Source organism: Streptomyces flaveolus (genome assembly GCF_044765825.1).
GTDB classification, from domain to species: domain Bacteria; phylum Actinomycetota; class Actinomycetes; order Streptomycetales; family Streptomycetaceae; genus Streptomyces; species Streptomyces flaveolus.
Map to the genome: position 1 here is coordinate 1,056,039 of NZ_JBIWKU010000001.1, position 17,185 is coordinate 1,073,223.

At 71.5% G+C, this 17,185-nt stretch carries 15 protein-coding genes; 1 reads left to right on the top strand and 14 read right to left on the bottom strand.

Annotated features, from left to right (window positions below):
- Position 1: 1 nt before the first annotated feature.
- The 5 genes from ACIRG6_RS04735 to ACIRG6_RS04755 form a co-directional block, all read right to left on the bottom strand.
- Positions 2–847, bottom strand: a complete 846-nt coding sequence (locus ACIRG6_RS04735; protein ID WP_318213054.1) for a carbohydrate ABC transporter permease — start codon at positions 845–847, stop codon at positions 2–4.
- The gene (locus ACIRG6_RS04740) at positions 844–1,836 is read right to left on the bottom strand and encodes a carbohydrate ABC transporter permease (protein ID WP_403320693.1); all 993 of its coding nucleotides are present in this window, start codon (positions 1,834–1,836) and stop codon (positions 844–846) included. Before ACIRG6_RS04740 ends, ACIRG6_RS04735 begins: the two co-directional genes overlap by 4 nt.
- Positions 1,833–3,131 (bottom strand): extracellular solute-binding protein, encoded by a 1,299-nt coding sequence (locus ACIRG6_RS04745; protein WP_403320696.1) that lies wholly within the window; start codon positions 3,129–3,131, stop codon positions 1,833–1,835. Before ACIRG6_RS04745 ends, ACIRG6_RS04740 begins: the two co-directional genes overlap by 4 nt.
- 215 nt (positions 3,132–3,346) lie before the next feature.
- Positions 3,347–3,631 carry a DUF3039 domain-containing protein gene (locus tag ACIRG6_RS04750; protein ID WP_171991040.1) on the bottom strand — a complete coding sequence of 95 codons (285 nt, stop codon included), beginning with the start codon at positions 3,629–3,631 and terminating at the stop codon, positions 3,347–3,349.
- A 30-nt stretch (positions 3,632–3,661) separates the two neighbouring features.
- Positions 3,662–4,234 carry a YqgE/AlgH family protein gene (locus ACIRG6_RS04755; RefSeq protein ID WP_350722605.1) on the bottom strand — a complete coding sequence of 191 codons (573 nt, stop codon included), beginning with the start codon at positions 4,232–4,234 and terminating at the stop codon, positions 3,662–3,664.
- A gap of 233 nt (positions 4,235–4,467) precedes the next feature.
- Here ACIRG6_RS04755 and murA point away from each other — a divergent pair, with 233 nt between their 5' ends.
- The gene (gene murA / locus ACIRG6_RS04760; protein ID WP_318213057.1) at positions 4,468–5,814 is read left to right on the top strand and encodes a UDP-N-acetylglucosamine 1-carboxyvinyltransferase; all 1,347 of its coding nucleotides are present in this window, start codon (positions 4,468–4,470) and stop codon (positions 5,812–5,814) included.
- Between the two features lie 189 nt (positions 5,815–6,003).
- Here murA and ACIRG6_RS04765 read toward each other — a convergent pair whose 3' ends face one another.
- The 9 genes from ACIRG6_RS04765 to ACIRG6_RS04805 all read right to left on the bottom strand — a co-directional run bounded on the left by ACIRG6_RS04765 (position 6,004) and on the right by ACIRG6_RS04805 (position 17,168).
- A complete protein-coding gene (locus ACIRG6_RS04765) occupies positions 6,004–6,285 on the bottom strand; it encodes an HU family DNA-binding protein (protein ID WP_003990598.1) in 282 nt (93 codons plus the stop codon).
- A gap of 356 nt (positions 6,286–6,641) precedes the next feature.
- A complete protein-coding gene (locus tag ACIRG6_RS04770) occupies positions 6,642–8,057 on the bottom strand; it encodes an NAD-dependent malic enzyme (RefSeq protein ID WP_239766298.1) in 1,416 nt (471 codons plus the stop codon).
- A 416-nt stretch (positions 8,058–8,473) separates the two neighbouring features.
- Positions 8,474–10,771, bottom strand: a complete 2,298-nt coding sequence (locus ACIRG6_RS04775) for a HelD family protein (protein ID WP_364674954.1) — start codon at positions 10,769–10,771, stop codon at positions 8,474–8,476.
- A 294-nt stretch (positions 10,772–11,065) separates the two neighbouring features.
- Complete coding sequence (locus tag ACIRG6_RS04780; RefSeq protein WP_239766291.1) at positions 11,066–11,836, bottom strand: anti-sigma factor family protein; 771 nt, start codon at positions 11,834–11,836, stop codon at positions 11,066–11,068.
- Between the two features lie 59 nt (positions 11,837–11,895).
- Positions 11,896–12,420 carry a sigma-70 family RNA polymerase sigma factor gene (locus ACIRG6_RS04785; protein ID WP_166661591.1) on the bottom strand — a complete coding sequence of 175 codons (525 nt, stop codon included), beginning with the start codon at positions 12,418–12,420 and terminating at the stop codon, positions 11,896–11,898.
- Between the two features lie 207 nt (positions 12,421–12,627).
- Complete coding sequence (locus tag ACIRG6_RS04790) at positions 12,628–13,233, bottom strand: CGNR zinc finger domain-containing protein (protein ID WP_403320701.1); 606 nt, start codon at positions 13,231–13,233, stop codon at positions 12,628–12,630.
- A gap of 300 nt (positions 13,234–13,533) precedes the next feature.
- The gene (locus ACIRG6_RS04795) at positions 13,534–14,685 is read right to left on the bottom strand and encodes a uroporphyrinogen-III synthase (RefSeq protein WP_350722616.1); all 1,152 of its coding nucleotides are present in this window, start codon (positions 14,683–14,685) and stop codon (positions 13,534–13,536) included.
- A 96-nt stretch (positions 14,686–14,781) separates the two neighbouring features.
- Positions 14,782–16,143 (bottom strand): nitrate/nitrite transporter, encoded by a 1,362-nt coding sequence (locus ACIRG6_RS04800; RefSeq protein WP_403320703.1) that lies wholly within the window; start codon positions 16,141–16,143, stop codon positions 14,782–14,784.
- Between the two features lie 134 nt (positions 16,144–16,277).
- Positions 16,278–17,168 (bottom strand): hypothetical protein, encoded by an 891-nt coding sequence (locus ACIRG6_RS04805; RefSeq protein ID WP_403320705.1) that lies wholly within the window; start codon positions 17,166–17,168, stop codon positions 16,278–16,280.
- Between the last annotated feature and the right edge of the window lie 17 nt (positions 17,169–17,185).

The window sequence follows — 17,185 nt, forward strand, 5'->3', positions numbered from 1 at the left end:
GTCAGTCCTTCACCGCTCCGCCGAGGCCGGAGACGAGTCGTCGTTGCACGAGTACGAAGAAGACCAGCACCGGGATCGTCATCACGGTGGAGGCCGCCATGACCCCGCCCCAGTCGGGGTCGTCCGGCTTGTAGAAGACCAGCAGCGCCATCGGCAGCGTCGACTGGGAGGTGTCACTGATGATGAACGACTTGGCGAACAGGAAATCGTTCCAGGTCGAGATGAAGGAGAAGACACTGGTCGCCACCAGTCCCGGGAAGACCAGCGGGAAAAGGATCTGCCACAGAAAGCGCGACCGGCTCGCGCCGTCGATGCAGGCGGCCTCCTCCAGGGCTTCCGGCACCGCTTTCACGAAGCCCCGCAGCATCCAGATCGCGAAGGGCAGCGAGAAGGCGATGTGGGGCAGGATCAGCGACCCCAGGGTGTTCAACTGCCCGAGGTCCCGCATGAGGAAGAACAGCGGGATCGTGAGCGCTTCCACGGGCACCATCTGGGCCACCAGGAACATGATCAACAGGGTGGTCCGGAAACGGAACCGGAAACGTGTCACGGCGGTCGCGGCGAGAAACGCGATGAGTGCCGAGGCGACCACGACGGTGACCGCCACGAGCAGACTGTTGAGAAAGTAACGGCCGAATTCCTGCTGCCCGAAGACCCGCCGGAAGGAATCCAGCGTGGGCGTCAGCGTCCACGGCCGCGGCTCGCTCGACTCGATCTCCCCGGCCGGCTTGAACGCGCTCAGCACCATCCAGTACAGCGGGAAGGCCACCACGACCGCGATCAGCAGCGCCGACGCCTCGGCCGCCAGCCGCCACGGACGGCGCACCCGCGCGCGCGGAAGATTCACAGCTCCTCCCCCTGGCGACGCAGCAGCCGCAGGTAGACCAGCGTCACGCCGAGCAGGATCAGCAGCATCACGACGCCGATCGCGGAGCCGAGGCTGTACTGCGACGACGCGAACGCCTTCTGGTAGGCGTAGACGTTGAGGACGAGGTTCTGGCCGGCGATGCCGCCGCCGTTCGTCATGACGTAGATCTGGGTGAAGACCTTGAAGTCCCAGATGACCGACTGGATGGTCACGACCACGAGGATCGGCCGGAGCATCGGCGCCAGCACCGAACGCCAGATCCGCCACTGCGAGGCACCGTCGAGGGCGGCGGCCTCCAGCACCTCGGCGGGGACGGCACGGATCCCGGCGTAGACGGTGACCATGACGAACGGGAAGGAGCACCAGACCACTTCGAGCAGGACGAGCAGAAAGGCGCTGTAGCGCCCGTACGTCCAGGAGTGGTCGCCGAGGCCCAGCATCCGGTTGACCGGCCCGAAGTCCGGGTCGAACAGCAGCAGCCAGACCGTCGACCCGGTGACCGCCGGAGTCGCCCAGGCACCGAGCCCGGCCAGCATGAGCGCGAGCCGGGGCAGCGCCCGCACCCGGGTGAGCAGCACGGCAAGCGCACACCCGACGGCCAGCGTGGAGACGACACAGGCCGCCGCGAACACGACGGTGGCGGACAGCACCCGCCAGAACTCACCGTCCCCGAACAACTCGGCGTAGTTCCCGAACCCCTGAAAACTGGTCGGCTCCCCACCGGACACCTGGGCCTGCGTGTACTCCAGAAAGGAGATCAGCCCGAGCTGGTAAACGGGGTAGACGAGCAGCCCACCGAGAACGACAAGAGCGGGCGCGAGATAGATCCAGGGGGTACCGGAGGCGCCTCGCAAGGGGCGCGGGGCTGTGTCGGATTTGCGGCTACCGCCGCGTGAGCGCGACGTACCAGGACGCGCCCGCACCCGCCCGCTCACGGCACCGCCCGAGCCGGTAGGCGTCACACTCATCCGGCGGAGCCAAACGCCTCGTTCATCTTCCGCGCCGCGTCCCCAGCGGCAGCGCCCACGTCCTTCTTGCCGCTGACCACCTCCTGGAACATCGTCGGCAGCACCAGCGACGAGTCGATCGTCGCCCACGCGGCCGACGCCGGGACGAACTTCGCGCCCGCGGCGAGCGTGTCGACGAACGGCTTCACGTACGGCTCCTTCGCCGCGACCCCCTGCCGCACGTCCGCGAAGGTCGGCAGGAAGCCCATCGCGTCGAACAGCTCGCCCTGCGCCTCCTTCGACGCCAGCCGCTTCATCAGGTCGACGGCGAGGGTGCGGTGCGAGGTGCTCTTGAGGACGCCGATGTTGTTGCCGCCGGCGAAGGCCGGGGCGATGGAGCCGGGCTTCACGCCGGGCAGCGGCACGACCGCGTACTTGCCCTTGACCGTGCCGGCCTCCACGGCCTGGTGGCTGAAGTCGCCGCCGATCGCCATGGCCGCCTTGCCGGAGGCGAACGCGGTGACGGTGTCGTTGCCGCCCATGCCGGCGCACTTGGCGGCCGGGCAGTTGTCGTCGCCGAAGAGGGAGGTGTACGCCTTGATCCCCTTCTGCGCGGCAGCACTGTCGATCGCCGAGGCGTACGAGCCGCCCTTTCCGGTGGCGAGTTCGCCGCCGTTGGCCCAGATGAAGGGCATGGCGCCGTAGGTGTAGGCGCCGCCGACCGCGATGCCGTACAGGCCGGGCTTCGCGGCGCGGATCGTCTTCGCGGTGGACGTCAGTTCGTCCAGCGACGTGGGGGGTTCGAGGTTCAGCTCCTCGAAGACGTCGGTGCGGTAGTACAGGGCCCGTACGCCCACGAAGTACGGGGCGCCGTAGACCTTGCCGTCCACGGTGACCGACTGCCGGGCGGTCGGGTCGGTGTCCTTGGCCTCGTCCCAGGCCCCGAACTCCTCGGTGACGTCGGCGAGTCCGCCGTCCTTCACATAGCCGGCGGTGTCGGTGTTGCCGTACTCGATGACGTCGGGGGCGCTCTTCGGGTCGTTGAAGGCGGCCTTGATGCGCTGGGCGCGGGTCTCGACGGGGATGTACTCGACGGAGACCTCGGTGCCCTCGTGGGCCTTCTCGAAGCCGGCGAGGACCTGGTCGACGACCTGTTCCTTGGGCTTGTTGTTGACCTCCTGGAAGAGCCAGACCCGCAGGGTGCCGCTCTTCTCGTCCTTGCCGGAGGAGGAGTTGTCGGACGTCTGGGGCGCGCAGGCCGCCGTGACGACTGCGGTGGAGGCCAGCAGTACGGCCAGCCGGGGGGAGAGCTTCATGGAGTGATCCTCCGGACGTGCGTTGCAACATACGCAATGGTGGTTTCGCTCTGCACAACACCCTGGAGGTTATGGACTACATGAACATGTCCACAAGAGGTCTCAACCACTTCGTGACACGCGAAGGCGCGCGACGGACCCCGGACACACGAAAGCCCCCGGAGCGCGCGCGGGCACGCTCCGGGGGCCTCGGGAAGACCGGACAGGCGGGGCTGCTACTTCTTGTCGCCGCCCTTGCCCTGGTCGCCGCCGGCGCTCATGGACTCGTAGATCTCCTTGCACATGGGACACACGGGGTACTTCTTCGGGTCGCGGCCCGGCACCCAGACCTTGCCGCACAGCGCCACGACGGGGGTGCCGTCGAGGGCGCTCGCCATGATCTTGTCCTTCTGGACGTAATGGGCGAAGCGCTCGTGGTCGCCGTCACCGTGGGACACCTGTGGCGTCGGCTCTACGAGGGTCCCCGTACCAGTCCCGCGCTCGGGCTCGAGAGTGCTCATAAAGGCCAAGGGTACTGAAGCTCACACGCTTCAGTTGAGCGAAGGGTCGTCCGGGTACGTCGCCACCATCGCCAGCTCGCTGCGCTGGCGGCGCAGGACCTCGCGCCAGAGTCTCTCCGGGAACGGGAAGGAGACGTCGCCCGGCTCGGACTCCACCACGTACCAGGCGCCCTCCGTCAGCTCGTCCTCCAGCTGACCGGGGCCCCAGCCGGCGTATCCGGCGAAGATGCGCAGGGCGCCCAGGGCGGGGGCCAGCAGCTCCGGCGGCGCCTCCAGGTCGACCAGACCGATCGCGCCGTGCACCCTGCGCCACCCCAGCGGGGCCGCCTCCCCGGACGCGCCGCCGGGGACGACGGCGACACCGAGGGCCGAGTCCAGCGACACCGGGCCGCCCTGGAAGACCACCCCGGGGTCACCGGCGAGGTCCGCCCAGCCCTCCAGGATGTCGCCCACGTCGACCGGCGTGGGGCGGTTGAGGACGACACCGAGGGAGCCCTCCTCGTCGTGGTCGAGAAGGAGCACCACCGCACGCTCGAAGTTCGGGTCCGCCAGGGCGGGCGTTGCCACGAGCAGCCGCCCTGTGAGCGAGGACACCTCGGTCATGCCAGACATGATCCCGCATGTTCCCCTCCCGTGGGGAGGCAATCGGGGGCACGAGGGTGAACGGGCGCCCCCGCACGCCCCGGCGCGGTGACCGCACGTGCCCGCCGCGGGACCCTTCGTGTTGTGACACACCTATGACGTTGCTGGACCCTCCTCGGGCTTACAGAAGGGGGGTGCGGGGCGACTACCCTTTCCCTTCTGGCCCCTGCCCCACCCCACGGAACGCGAGATTCATGACCGTCAACGGCGCTGATGACGTACTGCTTGTCCACGGCGGAACCCCGCTGGAGGGCGAGATCCGGGTCCGCGGTGCGAAGAACCTCGTGCCGAAGGCCATGGTCGCCGCCCTGCTGGGCAGTGCGCCGAGCCGACTGCGCAACGTGCCGGACATCCGCGACGTGCGGGTCGTACGCGGACTGCTGCAGCTGCACGGGGTCACGGTCCGTCCGGGCGAGGAGCCCGGCGAGCTGGTGCTCGACCCGACCCACGTGGAGAGCGCGAACGTCGCCGACATCGATGCCCACGCGGGCTCGTCGCGCATCCCGATCCTCTTCTGCGGCCCGCTGCTGCACCGCCTCGGGCACGCGTTCATCCCCGGCCTCGGCGGCTGCGACATCGGCGGCCGGCCCATCGACTTCCACTTCGACGTGCTGCGGCAGTTCGGCGCGAAGATCGAGAAGCGGGCGGACGGCCAGTACCTGGAGGCTCCGCAGCGGCTGCGCGGCACGAAGATCAACCTGCCGTACCCGTCCGTCGGAGCGACCGAGCAGGTGCTGCTGACGGCAGTGCTCGCCGAGGGCGTCACGGAGCTGTCCAACGCGGCCGTGGAGCCGGAGATCGAGGACCTGATCTGCGTCCTGCAGAAAATGGGCGCGATCATCGCGATGGACACCGACCGCACGATCCGCATCACTGGTGTGGACCAGCTCGGCGGCTACACCCACCGCGCCCTCTCCGACCGCCTGGAGGCCGCCTCCTGGGCGTCGGCGGCGCTGGCGACCGAGGGGAACATCTACGTCCGCGGCGCCCAGCAGCGCTCGATGATGACGTTCCTGAACACCTTCCGGAAGGTGGGCGGCGCCTTCGAGATCGACGACGAGGGCATCCGCTTCTGGCACCCGGGCGGCCAGCTGAAGTCCATCGCCCTGGAGACGGACGTGCACCCCGGTTTCCAGACCGACTGGCAGCAGCCCCTGGTGGTCGCCCTGACGCAGGCCACGGGCCTGTCCATCGTCCACGAGACGGTCTACGAGTCCCGGCTCGGCTTCACCTCCGCGCTCAACCAGATGGGCGCCCACATCCAGCTCTACCGCGAGTGCCTCGGCGGCTCCGACTGCCGCTTCGGCCAGCGCAACTTCCTCCACTCGGCCGTCGTCTCCGGACCGACCAAGCTGGAGGGCGCCGACCTGGTCATCCCCGACCTGCGCGGCGGCTTCTCCTACCTCATCGCCGCCCTCGCGGCCCAGGGCACGTCCCGGGTCCACGGCATCGACCTGATCAACCGGGGCTACGAGAACTTCATGGAGAAGCTCATGGAACTGGGCGCGAAGGTCGAACTCCCGGGCAAGGCGCTCGGCTAGCCGGTACCGAACACGCCGATGGGGCGGTCACCCGGACTCGGGTGACCGCCCCATCGGCGTTGACTTGAGCGCCCCGTCAGGGGCGCGGGGCTGTATCGACTTGCGGCTCCGCCGCGCGGGCGCAACCAGCCACAAGCGACCCGCAGGCCGCACGGCGGCCCGCAGTCACCCGGCGCTCAAGCGGAGCGCTTACTTACCCTTGGCGGCTTCCTTGAGCTTGGAGCCCGCGGAGACCTTCACGCTGTAGCCGGCCGGGATCTGGATCGGCTCGCCGGTCTGCGGGTTGCGGGCGGTGCGAGCGGCACGGTGCGTGCGCTCGAAGGTCAGGAAGCCGGGGATGGTGACCTTCTCGTCGCCCTTGGAGACGATGTCGCCGACGACGTCGGCGAACGCGGCCAGAACGGCGTCGGCGTCCTTGCGGGTCACCTCGGCGCGGTCGGCCAGCGCGGCCACCAGCTCACTGCGGTTCATGTTGTTACTCCCGTGTTCTTCTTGCCGTTGAGGCGTGCCACGCGGCGGAGCCGCATGCAGGCACAGCGAAAGCCGATGCTGCCAGGGACCTCGGACAGTTCCCTCACCCGGGTCCGTCGTCGGGCCCTCGCGCCCAGACAGGCATCCTGCCTGCACCTGCGGCGGTAATGCCAATCCGGCACCCCCAGGAGTCGTGAGAACACCCTTGGGAGTCAACGGAGAGGGCCGGGGCCCTGGTCTGGCGCCACCCTAGAGGGCGGTCCGAGGCGCTCCGTTCCACGACGCGCCGGTACGGCGGCCCGTCGTGGCGATCCTCACAGCCGTCGCACGGGCCACCGTGTCCCTCTGCGGGGGCCCTACGACGCCACGCCGGCGGCCTTCGCCGCCTCGCGCACGGCACCCGCGACGGCACCGGCGACCTTGTCGTTGAAGACGCTCGGGACGATGTAGTTCGGGTTCAGCTCGTCCTCGGTCACCACGTCCGCGAGGGCCTGCGCGGCGGCCAGCATCATCTCGGTGTTGACGGTGCGGGACTGGGCGTCCAGCAGACCGCGGAAGACACCCGGGAAGACCAGCACGTTGTTGATCTGGTTCGGGAAGTCGGAGCGGCCGGTGGCCACAACCGCCGCCGTCTGGCGGGCGATTGCCGGGTCCACCTCGGGGTCGGGGTTCGCGAGCGCGAACACGATCGCGCCGTCGGCCATGGCGGCCACGTCGTCGCCGTCCAGGACGTTGGGGGCGGAGACGCCGATGAAGACGTCGGCGCCGTGCACCGCCTCCTTCAGGGTGCCGGTCAGGCCCTCCGGGTTGGTGTTGTCGGCGATCCAGCGCAGCGCCGACTCGGGCGCGGCGTCGACCAGGTCGGCGCGGCCGGAGTGGACGACGCCGTGGATGTCGGCGACCACGGCGTTCTTGACGCCCGCGGCGATCAGCAGCTTGAGGATGGCCGTGCCGGCGGCCCCGGCGCCGGACATGACGACGCGCACGTTCTCGATGGGCTTGTCCACGACGCGCAGCGCGTTGGTCAGGGCGGCGAGGACGACGATCGCGGTGCCGTGCTGGTCGTCGTGGAAGACGGGGATGTCGAGGGCCTCGCGCAGCCGGGCCTCGATCTCGAAGCAGCGCGGCGCGGAGATGTCCTCGAGGTTGATGCCGGCGAAGCCCGGGGCGATGGCCTTGACGATCTCGACGATCGCGTCGGTGTCCTGGGTGTCGAGGCAGATCGGCCAGGCGTCGATGCCGGCGAAGCGCTTGAACAGGGCCGCCTTGCCCTCCATGACGGGCAGCGCGGCCTTCGGGCCGATGTTGCCGAGGCCCAGCACCGCGGAGCCGTCCGTCACGACCGCAACGGAGTTGCGCTTGATGGTCAGGCGGCGGGCGTCCTCGGGGTTCTCGGCGATCGCCATGCAGACGCGGGCCACGCCGGGCGTGTAGACCATGGACAGGTCGTCACGGTTGCGGATGGGGTGCTTCGACGCCATCTCGATCTTGCCGCCGAGGTGCATCAGGAACGTACGGTCGGAGACCTTGCCGAGGATGACGCCCTCGATGCCGCGCAGCTGCTCCACGATCTCGTCGGCGTGGGAGGTCGAGCCGGCCGCGATGGTGACGTCGATACGAAGCTTGTCGTGGCCGGACGCGGTGACGTCGAGGCCGGTCACCGAGCCGCCGGAGGACTCCACGGCGGTGGTGAGCTGCGAGACGGCCGTTCCGCTCGCGGGCACCTCCAACCTGATGGTCATCGAGTAGGAGACGCTGGGCGCCGTTGCCATGGCCGACTTCCTCTGCTTTCACCGTGTCGCGTGTTGTGCCGTCCGATCGTCGCACCTACCACCGGGTACGTGGTAGCCGCCCCGGATTGCGAACTTTTTGTTCGCGCGCCGGCCGACCGAAGGAGAGCTGCTTTCGGAAAACGACTTCCACCATACGAGAAGTTGGGCGTCGACGGAAGAGGTTGCCAGGAGCGACGGTCCGGCCCCGGGCAAGAACTTGCGGGACGGGAATTGTCTTGCGGGGATCGTTTGTTACCTTGGATGTGGCACCGGCTCGATCCAAGCCCCCGGGCCCAACCTTCGTCGCTACGAGCGACCACTTGCCGCGAGGCGAGCATGGCGGGTCGGTGCCACTTGAACATCGCGTAAGGCCCGCGCCGGACGACGGCGCGGGCCTTACGCACATCCCGGTGCGCTCAGTCGCGCAGCAGGTCCGGCACCCCGGCCGCGTCCGGCTCGTCCCGGTCGGCCGAGACGATCGTCAGCTGCTGGGTGGCCCGGGTCAGGGCGACGTAGAGCACACGCAGCCCGGCGGGCGACTCGTCCGCGATCTCGGCCGGCGAGACGACGACGGTCGCGTCGTACTCCAGGCCCTTGGCCTCCAGGCTGCCCAGCGCCACCACCCGGTCGCCGAGCCCTGCGAGCCAGCGGCGGGCCTCCTCGCGGCGGTTCATGGCCACGACGACGCCGACGGTGCCGTCGACGAGGTCCAGCAGCCGGGCCGCCTCCGCCCGCACGGTCGAGGCCAGGGCGTCCCCGACGACGGCGAAGCGCGGCTCCACGCCGGTCGAGCGGACCGCCGTCGGCGCCTCGGAGCCCGGCATGGCGAGGGCGAGCACCTTGGCCGCCAGCTCGGCGATCTCGGCCGGGTTGCGGTAGTTCACGGTGAGCTCGAAGCGCCGCCGGGGACGGGTCCCCAGGGCCTCGTCACGGGCCGCCGCCGCCTCGTCCGGGTCCGACCAGGAGGACTGGGCCGGGTCACCGACGACGGTCCACGTGGCGTGCCGGCCGCGGCGGCCGACCATCCGCCACTGCATGGGCGTGAGGTCCTGCGCCTCGTCGACGATGACGTGCGCGTACTCGGTGCGCTCCTGCGCCAGCCGCTCGGCGCGCTCCCACTGCGTCTCCTCGCGCTGCGGCATCAGCTCCTCGAGGCCGGTGAGCTGGTCCAGCGGGTCCAGCTCGCGCCGCTTGCGGGGGCGGGCCGGGGTGCCGAGGACGGCCTGGAGCTCGTCGAGCAGGGCGATGTCGTGCACGGAGTGGCCGTCGCGGCGCAGCGACCGGGCCACCTTGCGGACCTCGCCGGGGTTGAGGACCCGCCGCCCCCAGCGGCCCAGCCGCTTCTCGTCCGCCATGGCCGCCAGCACGGCACCGGGCGTCAGCTCCGGCCACCAGGCGTCCATGAAGGCGATGAAGGAGTCCTCCGAGCTCACGTCCTCGTCGAAGGAGGACCGCAGCTCGGCGGCCAGCTCCGGGTCGCTGTGGCGGCCGGCGGCGCCGGACTTGGCCCACAGGGCGTCCAGAAGCAGCCGGCGGGCGCGCGGACGCAGCAGGTTGACGGGCGCGGTGCCGCCGAGCACGGTGCGGCGGACGGCGGCCAGCTCCTCCGCCTCCAGTTCCAGCCGCCGGCCGAAGGCGACGACCCGCAGCAGGGTCGGGGAACCTTCCGGCTCCAGCGCCCCGCGCGCGGCCCTGCGCAGCACCTTGAGCATCCGTGAGGAGCCCTTGGCGCGGGCGATGGCCGGGGAGTCGTACAGCGTGGCCTCGGCGCCGTCGACGAGGGAGCCGATGGCGCGGATGGCGACCTGCCCCTCCTCGCCGAGGGAGGGCAGCACGCCCTCGGTGTACGCCACGAGCAGCGGTGTCGGCGAGACGATCAGGATGCCGCCCGCGTAGCGGCGCCGGTCCTGGTAGAGCAGGTACGCCGCCCGGTGCAGGGCGACGGCGGTCTTGCCGGTGCCGGGGCCGCCCTCGACGTACGTCACGGAGGCGGCGGGGGCGCGGATGACCAGGTCCTGCTCGGCCTGGATGGAGGCGACGATGTCCCGCATGCTGTGGGTGCGGGCCTGGCCGAGGGCGGCCATCAGGGCGCCGTCGCCGACGACGGGCAGCGCCTCGCCGTCCAGGTACGCCGTGATCTCGGGCCGCATCAGGTCGTCCTCGACGCCGAGGACGCGCCGCCCCTTGGACCGGATGACCCGACGCCGCACGACCCGGCCCGGGTCGACCGGCGTGGAGCGGTAGAACGGCGCGGCGGCGGGCGCCCGCCAGTCGATGACCAGCGGCGCGTAGTCCTCGTCCAGGACGCCGATGCGGCCGATGTGCAGGGTCTCGGCGATGTCGGCGGTGTCGTCGGGCCGCACGGTGCCCTCGGCGGGCTCGACGGCCGTGTACGCGCCGTCGGCGCCCTTCTTGCCGTCCTTGCCGAGGAGCAGGTCGATACGGCCGAAGAGGAAGTCCTCGAACTCGTTGTTGAGGCGGTTCAGGTGGATACCCGCCCGGAAGACCTGTGCGTCGCGCTCGGCGAGCGCGCCGGGGGTGCCGACGTGGCCGCGCCGGGCCGCGTCCTGCATGAGGAACTCGGCCTCGTGGATCTTCTCCTCGAGTCGGCGGTACACCCGGTCCAGGTGTGCCTGTTCCACGCTGATCTCTCGGTCGCGTACGGAATCGTGCACCGAGTCGACCGCCGAATCCTGTTGTGCCTGTGCGGCCACCGGGCCCCCTTCTGACGTGCTGGGCAGCCGTCAACCGTACGCCAAGGGGGGCCGGGAGGCCACGGGGCGGTCCGGCGGGGCCGGAGCCTGTCCGGCGGATCGGGTCGCGGCACGGCCGCGGCCCTCGGTCAGCGCCGGTGCTCGGGGGCCTGCGGATGCACGGCGGAGGAGGGCGGCAACACGATGAGGTCCCCCCGCGCGAGCGCAGCCGAGCGAGGGGACCGACAGCCGGCGACAACGCCGCAGACGGGCGTGCCGGACCCCGCGTCCGCGGCGTGATCCGCCGGAGGGGCCCTACACGTCCACCTCCACCAGGCGGTCGCCGTCGAAGGTCATGACCTCGAAGTGGTCGATCTGGTTGGGCTCCAGGGCGGCGCCGCCGTGCACGTAGAGCGGCTCCTTCGCCTTGTCGGTGGCGGCGCCCGGGATGCCGTAGCCCCAGTTCGGGACGGACCAGGAGCTGAGCGTCTCGCGCTCGCCGTTCTTGCCGACCGCGATCAGGGAGCACTTCTCGGGCCCCTTGACGTTCTTGAGCTCCAGGACGGCGTCGGTGCCCCAGGCCTTCTTCTCCAGGGCCACGGTGGCGCTGACCTTGGTGGCCGGGTCGGTCGCGGTGACCCGGTCGGGCATGGCGGCGAAGGCGGACGCGGCGGGGCTGCTGGTCTGCTGGGCCTCGGTCCGGTGGCCGCCGTCGTCACCGCCGCTGGTCGTCGCCACCGCGGCGAACGGGCCGCCGATGATCAGCGCGGCCGCGGTGCCCACCAGGTAGAAGTTGCGGCGGCGCTTGCTCGCGCGACGCTCGGCGACCTCGTCGACGAGCTTCTCCGCCAGCCGCGGGCTCGGCCTGACGGTCAGCGACTCGGCGATCGCGGGGGTGCCCGCGCCCGGCAGGTCCGCGAGGGCGGCCATCATGGGCTCCATGCCGGCCAGCTCGTCGAGCTGCTGGGCGCACCACTCGCAGCCGGCGAGGTGCGCCTCGAAAGCGGTTGCTTCGGCGTCGTCGAGAATCCCGAGGGCGTAGGCGCCGACGGTCTCGTGTTCGTTCGGCACCGATGATCCCTGCATGGGGGCAGAGCTACCCGAATCACCCGCGCCGAATCCCTGGGATCCCCCGTACCCGCTCATCACGCCGTCACCCCCCGCTCCTCCAGTGCCAGCTTCATCGAACGCAGGGCGTAGAACACCCGGGAGCGAACGGTGCCGCTGGGAATGCCCAGTGTCTGCGCCGCCTCATTGACGGTACGCCCTTTGAAGTACGTCTCGACGAGAACCTCCCGGTGGGCCGGGGTCAGGTCGTCGAGCGCGTCAGACAGCGTCATCAGCCACAGCGCCTTGTCGATCTCGTCCTCCGCGGGGATGACCTCCAGCGGCGACGGATCGACCTCCTGCGGCCGGGCCTGCCGGCTGCGGTGGCCGTCGATGACGATGCGCCGGGCGACCGTCACCAGCCAGGGGCGTACCGATCCGGTCGCCCGGTTGAGCTGACCGGCGTTCTTCCAGGCACGGATGAGCGTCTCCTGGACGACGTCCTCGGCGCGCTGCCGGTCCCCCGCGACCAGCCGCAGCACGTACGCCAGCAAGGGGCCGGCGTGCTCCCGGTACAGGGCGCGCATCAGCTCCTCGTCGGGCTCCGAGGAGGTCTGGGACATGCGATGTCGGGCCCTCGCACCACGTTCACCGGCCACGACGGAATCCTTGCGCACGCCCACCTCCGATGTCCGGGGGTTCCCCCAGTCGGTCGCTCGTCCATCCGGTACGGACGCGGGGTGCGGGGTGTTCAACGTGAGGTGACAGTTTTCTCCGGGGCGGGGCGACGAAGGGGGCAGGGGCGGACATGGGGGCACATCCCGCACGCCTCAGCGGGCGAGGGCCGCGCGGCGGCGGTGCCGGGCGACGCGTTCGCGGTTGCCGCAGATCTCGCTGGAGCACCAGCGTCTGCGGCGGCCCCGGGAGGTGTCCACGTACACGATCGGGCAGTTGTCGCCCGCGCACTGGCGCAGGCTCGCCCGCGCGACGGGGTCGGTGAGCAGTTCCACGGCGTCCCGGGCGAGCGCGCCGAGCAGCGCGGCGCACTCCGGAGGCGCCGTCAGCTCCCGTACCAGCACGCCGTCGTCGCCGCGCACCGCGCGGGGCGCCGGGGGCGCGGCGTGGGCGAGGTCGTTGACGCGGGCGAGCGCGAGGTCGTAGGGCCCGCCGGGAGCCGGGCCGGGGACGCGCGGGGCGCGGGCGCGCACCAGGCGGGCGGTCTGGCAGCGCAGTTCGCGGAAACCGGCCAGCCAGGAGCCGTCGGCGTGGGCCAGGGGCGTGCCCGGCGGGACGATCCCGGAGCCGGTGATCCAGGCGCGCAGCACCGCGACGGAGTCGAGCCGTTCGACGGGGTGAGTGGTGGCGAGGAGGTCCAGACAGATCCGCCCGGTGTCGAACCGCAGCTCGTACGGGTCTGTCGCCGTACCCAGTGCCATGTTCCTGTCACCGCCTAGGGGTTGCCCGCGGTGGAGCGGGCTGGGGAGGGGAGCAGGTGGACCGCTCCCTCTACAGTGCCTGCCCGCTCCCGCGCCCGGAACCCCTCGTACCGCCCCTGCCTGGACGCTCACGCATGCGCCGGCGCGTCCGGGCGCCCGTCGACGGACGCCACGGCTCAGGGTGCGCGCGCGAGGGAGGGGCGGAACACGACGGCGGACGGCCGCGCGGTCCACCGCGGGGGTACGGGTCGCGACGGGGAGACGCGGGGGCCGGCGCCGGAAGCCGGGCGCGGCACGGGGTCAGTCGTCGGCGTACTTCGCGTCCGTGGCCGGGTCCAGGGCCAGGCGGTAGCCGCGCTTGACGACCGTCTGGATCAGCTTCGGCGTTCCGAGGGAGGTGCGCAGGCGGGCCATCGCCGTCTCCACGGCGTGCTCGTCGCGCCCCGCCCCCGGCAGCGCCCGCAGCAGTTCGGCGCGGGGCACGACCCAGCCCGGCCGCCGGGACAGCGCCCGCAGCAGGGACATCCCGGCGGGCGGAACCGCCTTGAGGTCCCCGTCGACCAGTACGGCGTGGCCGCGGATCTCCACCCGGTGCCCGGCGACGGGCAGCGAGCGGGCCCGGGCCGGCAGCTCCTGGCACAGCAACTGCACGAGGGGGCCGAGCCGGAAGCGTTCGGGCTGGACCGTGTCGACGCCCTGCGCCTGGAGCGGTACCGCGGTGACCGGGCCGACGCAGGCGGGCAGCACGTCGTGGCCGAGGGCGGCGCGCAGCTCGGGCAGCAGGCCGCGCTCCTCGGCGCGGCCCAGGAAGGAGACGGCGGCGGGCGCGCTGGTGAACGTCACCGCGTCCACGCCACGCGAGACGGCGGCGTCCAGCAGCCGGTCCACGGGCCCGAGGTCCTCCGGCGGCAGCCACCGGTAGACCGGCACCCCGACGACCTCGGCGCCGGCCGCCCGCAGCGCCTCCACGAACCCCGGCAGCGGCTCGCCGTGCAGCTGTACGGCGACCCGGCGGCCGTCGACACCCTCCGCCAGGAGCCGGTCCAGCACCTCGGCCATGGACTCGGAGGACGGCGACCACCGCTCCGTCAGCCCCGCGGCGCGCACCGCGCCCTTGACCTTGGGGCCGCGCGCCAGCAGCTCCACCGCACGCAGCCGCTCCAGCAGGGCGTCGCCGAGGCCCCAGCCGTCCGCGGCCTCCACCCAGCCCCTGAAGCCGATGGCGGTGGTGGCCACGACGACGTCCGGCGCCTGGTCGATCAGCTGCTTGGTCGCGGCCAGCAGCTCGCTGTCGTCGGCGAGCGGCACGATCCGCAGCGCCGGGGCGTGCAGGACGACGGCGCCGCGCCGCTGGAGCAGCGCTCCCAGCTCGTCGGCACGGCGCGCGGCGGTCACGCCCACGGTGAATCCGGCGAGGGGACCGTGGTCCGGCTGCTGCTGTTCGTCGTCCATCGCTCTCGTCCCGGTCGTCGTACCTGCCTGCACGGCGACCGAGCCTGTCAACAGCGCGTGACGGGCTCGGTTCCACCGCATGTCACCAGTGTTACGTCATACCCGGGCGTAGCCGAGCCGGTCCTTCGCCTCCGCCGGGTCCGCCGGTCCGTCCGGCACCCGTACCGCGGGGCGGCGAAGGTATACCGCCCAGGTGACGGCGAAGCAGACGGCGTAGTAGGCGAGGAACGCGACGAAGGCGCCGGTGCCGGAGCCGAGGGAGAGGAAGGACTGCCGGAAGGCGAGGTTGATGGCGACGCCGCCGAGCGCGCCCACGGCGCCGATCAGCCCCATGGAGGCACCGGAGAGCCGCCGCCCGTACGCCACGGCCTCCTCGCCCGTCAGCCCCTGGGCGAGCGCCTTGTTCTGGAAGATCCCGGGGATCATCTTGAACGTCGACCCGTTGCCGAGCCCGCTGAGCACGAACAGCACCACGAACACGGCCACGAACAGCGCGAGCGACTTCGCCATGCTGGCCGCGACGAGTAGGGCGGTGGCGGCGGCCATGGCGACGAAGTTCCCGAGCGTGATCCGCGCGCCGCCGTACCGGTCGGCGAGCCTGCCGCCGAGCGGCCGGATCAGGGAGCCGAGCAGCGGGCCGATGAAGGTGAGGTACGCGGCCTGGAGCGGGGTGCGCCCGAACTGGGTCTGCAGCACCTGCCCGAAGGCGAAGCTGTAGCCGATGAACGAGCCGAACGTGCCGATGTACAGCACGGACATGATCCAGGTGTGCGCGTCCCGGGCCGCGTCCTTGGCGGCCCCGGTGTCGTTCTTGACGGACGCGAGGTTGTCCATGAAACGGGCCGCGAGGACGGCGGCCACCAGGATCAGCGGGATGTAGATGCCGAGCAGCACCCGGGGCCCGCCGCTCGCCCCGATGATCGCCAGCGCGACGAGCTGGATGACCGGCACGCCGATGTTGCCGCCCCCGGCGTTGAGGCCGAGCGCCCAGCCCTTCTTCCGGAGCGGGAAGAAGGCGTTGATGTTGGTCATGGAGGACGCGAAGTTGCCGCCGCCGATGCCGGCCAGCAGGCCCACCAGGAGGAAGGTCGAGAAGGACGTCCCCGGCTCCATGACCGTGAAGGCGGCGACGGTCGGTACGAGCAGCAGCCCGGCGGAGACGATCGTCCAGTTCCGTCCGCCGAAGACCGCCACGGCGAAGGTGTACGGCACCCGCACGACGGCCCCGACCAGCGTCACCACGGACGTCAGCAGGAACTTGTCGGCCGGCGTCAGCCCGTACTCGGGGCCCATGAAGAGCACCAGCACGGACCACAGCGTCCACACCGAGAACCCGATGTGCTCGGAGAGGACGGAGAAGAACAGGTTGCGCCGGGCGATCGGCTCTCCCGTCTCCTTCCAGAAGGTCTCGTCCTCGGGATCCCAGTGCTGGATCCAGCGGCCGCCAGGGACTGTCATGACGCCTCCACGCGCTCCGGGGCTCGGTTGCACCGACGATAGGAAGAGCGGGTTTCGAGCCGGTGAGGCTGCGGGTGACCGGCAGGGAACGTTGCTCTCACCCGGCGCGAGGGCGGGGTGAGAGGTCGGGTCGGTCAGCCCTGCGGGGGCTGGGGCTGCCAGTGCGGGTTCTGCTGGGGGTACGGCTGCTGCTGCGGGTAGGGCTGCTGCCGGGGCGGTGCGTACGGCGCCTGGGGCCCCGGCCGGCCGTAGGCGCCCGGGGCCGGGTACGGCTGTTGCGGGGCGTACGGGCCGGGAGCCGGGTGGCCGTACCCGCCCGGGGCGGGCTGACCGTAGCCACCGGGCGCGGCGGGGCCGCCGGGCGCCGGGTAGCCGTACGGCGCTCCGGCCACGGGGGCGCCGCCGCCGAAGGGGTTGCCGTGCCCGGGCAGTTGCGCCCCCGGCGGCAGGTACCGCACCCGCCCGGTCTCGTCCGCCACCGGCAGGAACCCGGCGGCCTGGAGACGGGCCGCGAACTTGGCGTTGCGCTTGCGGGTGACGAGCAGACCGACGCCCAGGATCGCCAGGACGAACAGCCAGACGATCGCGGCCATCACGAAGTCCTCGGAATGCCCGCCGGCCCGGAAGGCGAGGACGGCGCAGCCGATGGTGACACCGAGGGCGCCGTACCCCATCCGCTTCTCGGCGCTCTTGCCGGTGAGGTCGAAGTTGATGCGCGCCTTGAGCAGTTCGAAGGCGTCCGGCACCAGCGGCGGCACCGACACCCCGTCGCCGGCCTGCGGGTACTGCGCCCAGTTCTGCGCGGCCCGCGCCCGTGCCTGCGGGCTGGGGTCGGGCACGATCAGCATGGTGAGCCGGCTGTTGTTCCCGCCGCCCTGCCGCACGTCGGCGTACTCGTAACCGAACTGCTGGGCGATGAAGGCGAGTCGGGCCAGCTTCTTCACAGATGCCATCGCACTGGTGAGCTCGACCGGCTCCCCGCTCGCCATCAGCCGCAGCATCTTCTGTATCTGGCGCTTGCTCATCCCACCGCTCCCCCGGG

Coding starts and splice junctions, on each gene's coding strand:
- ACIRG6_RS04785 (WP_166661591.1), bottom strand. CDS start 12,420: ATGTCCCAGACCTCCTCGGAGCCCGACGAGGAGCTGATGCGCGCCCTG.
- ACIRG6_RS04765 (WP_003990598.1), bottom strand. CDS start 6,285: ATGAACCGCAGTGAGCTGGTGGCCGCGCTGGCCGACCGCGCCGAGGTG.
- ACIRG6_RS04800 (WP_403320703.1), bottom strand. CDS start 16,143: ATGACAGTCCCTGGCGGCCGCTGGATCCAGCACTGGGATCCCGAGGAC.
- ACIRG6_RS04770 (WP_239766298.1), bottom strand. CDS start 8,057: ATGGCAACGGCGCCCAGCGTCTCCTACTCGATGACCATCAGGTTGGAG.
- ACIRG6_RS04740 (WP_403320693.1), bottom strand. CDS start 1,836: ATGAGTGTGACGCCTACCGGCTCGGGCGGTGCCGTGAGCGGGCGGGTG.
- ACIRG6_RS04750 (WP_171991040.1), bottom strand. CDS start 3,631: ATGAGCACTCTCGAGCCCGAGCGCGGGACTGGTACGGGGACCCTCGTA.
- ACIRG6_RS04755 (WP_350722605.1), bottom strand. CDS start 4,234: ATGACCGAGGTGTCCTCGCTCACAGGGCGGCTGCTCGTGGCAACGCCC.
- ACIRG6_RS04780 (WP_239766291.1), bottom strand. CDS start 11,836: ATGCAGGGATCATCGGTGCCGAACGAACACGAGACCGTCGGCGCCTAC.
- murA (WP_318213057.1), top strand. CDS start 4,468: ATGACCGTCAACGGCGCTGATGACGTACTGCTTGTCCACGGCGGAACC.
- ACIRG6_RS04795 (WP_350722616.1), bottom strand. CDS start 14,685: ATGGACGACGAACAGCAGCAGCCGGACCACGGTCCCCTCGCCGGATTC.
- ACIRG6_RS04745 (WP_403320696.1), bottom strand. CDS start 3,131: ATGAAGCTCTCCCCCCGGCTGGCCGTACTGCTGGCCTCCACCGCAGTC.
- ACIRG6_RS04790 (WP_403320701.1), bottom strand. CDS start 13,233: ATGGCACTGGGTACGGCGACAGACCCGTACGAGCTGCGGTTCGACACC.
- ACIRG6_RS04805 (WP_403320705.1), bottom strand. CDS start 17,168: ATGAGCAAGCGCCAGATACAGAAGATGCTGCGGCTGATGGCGAGCGGG.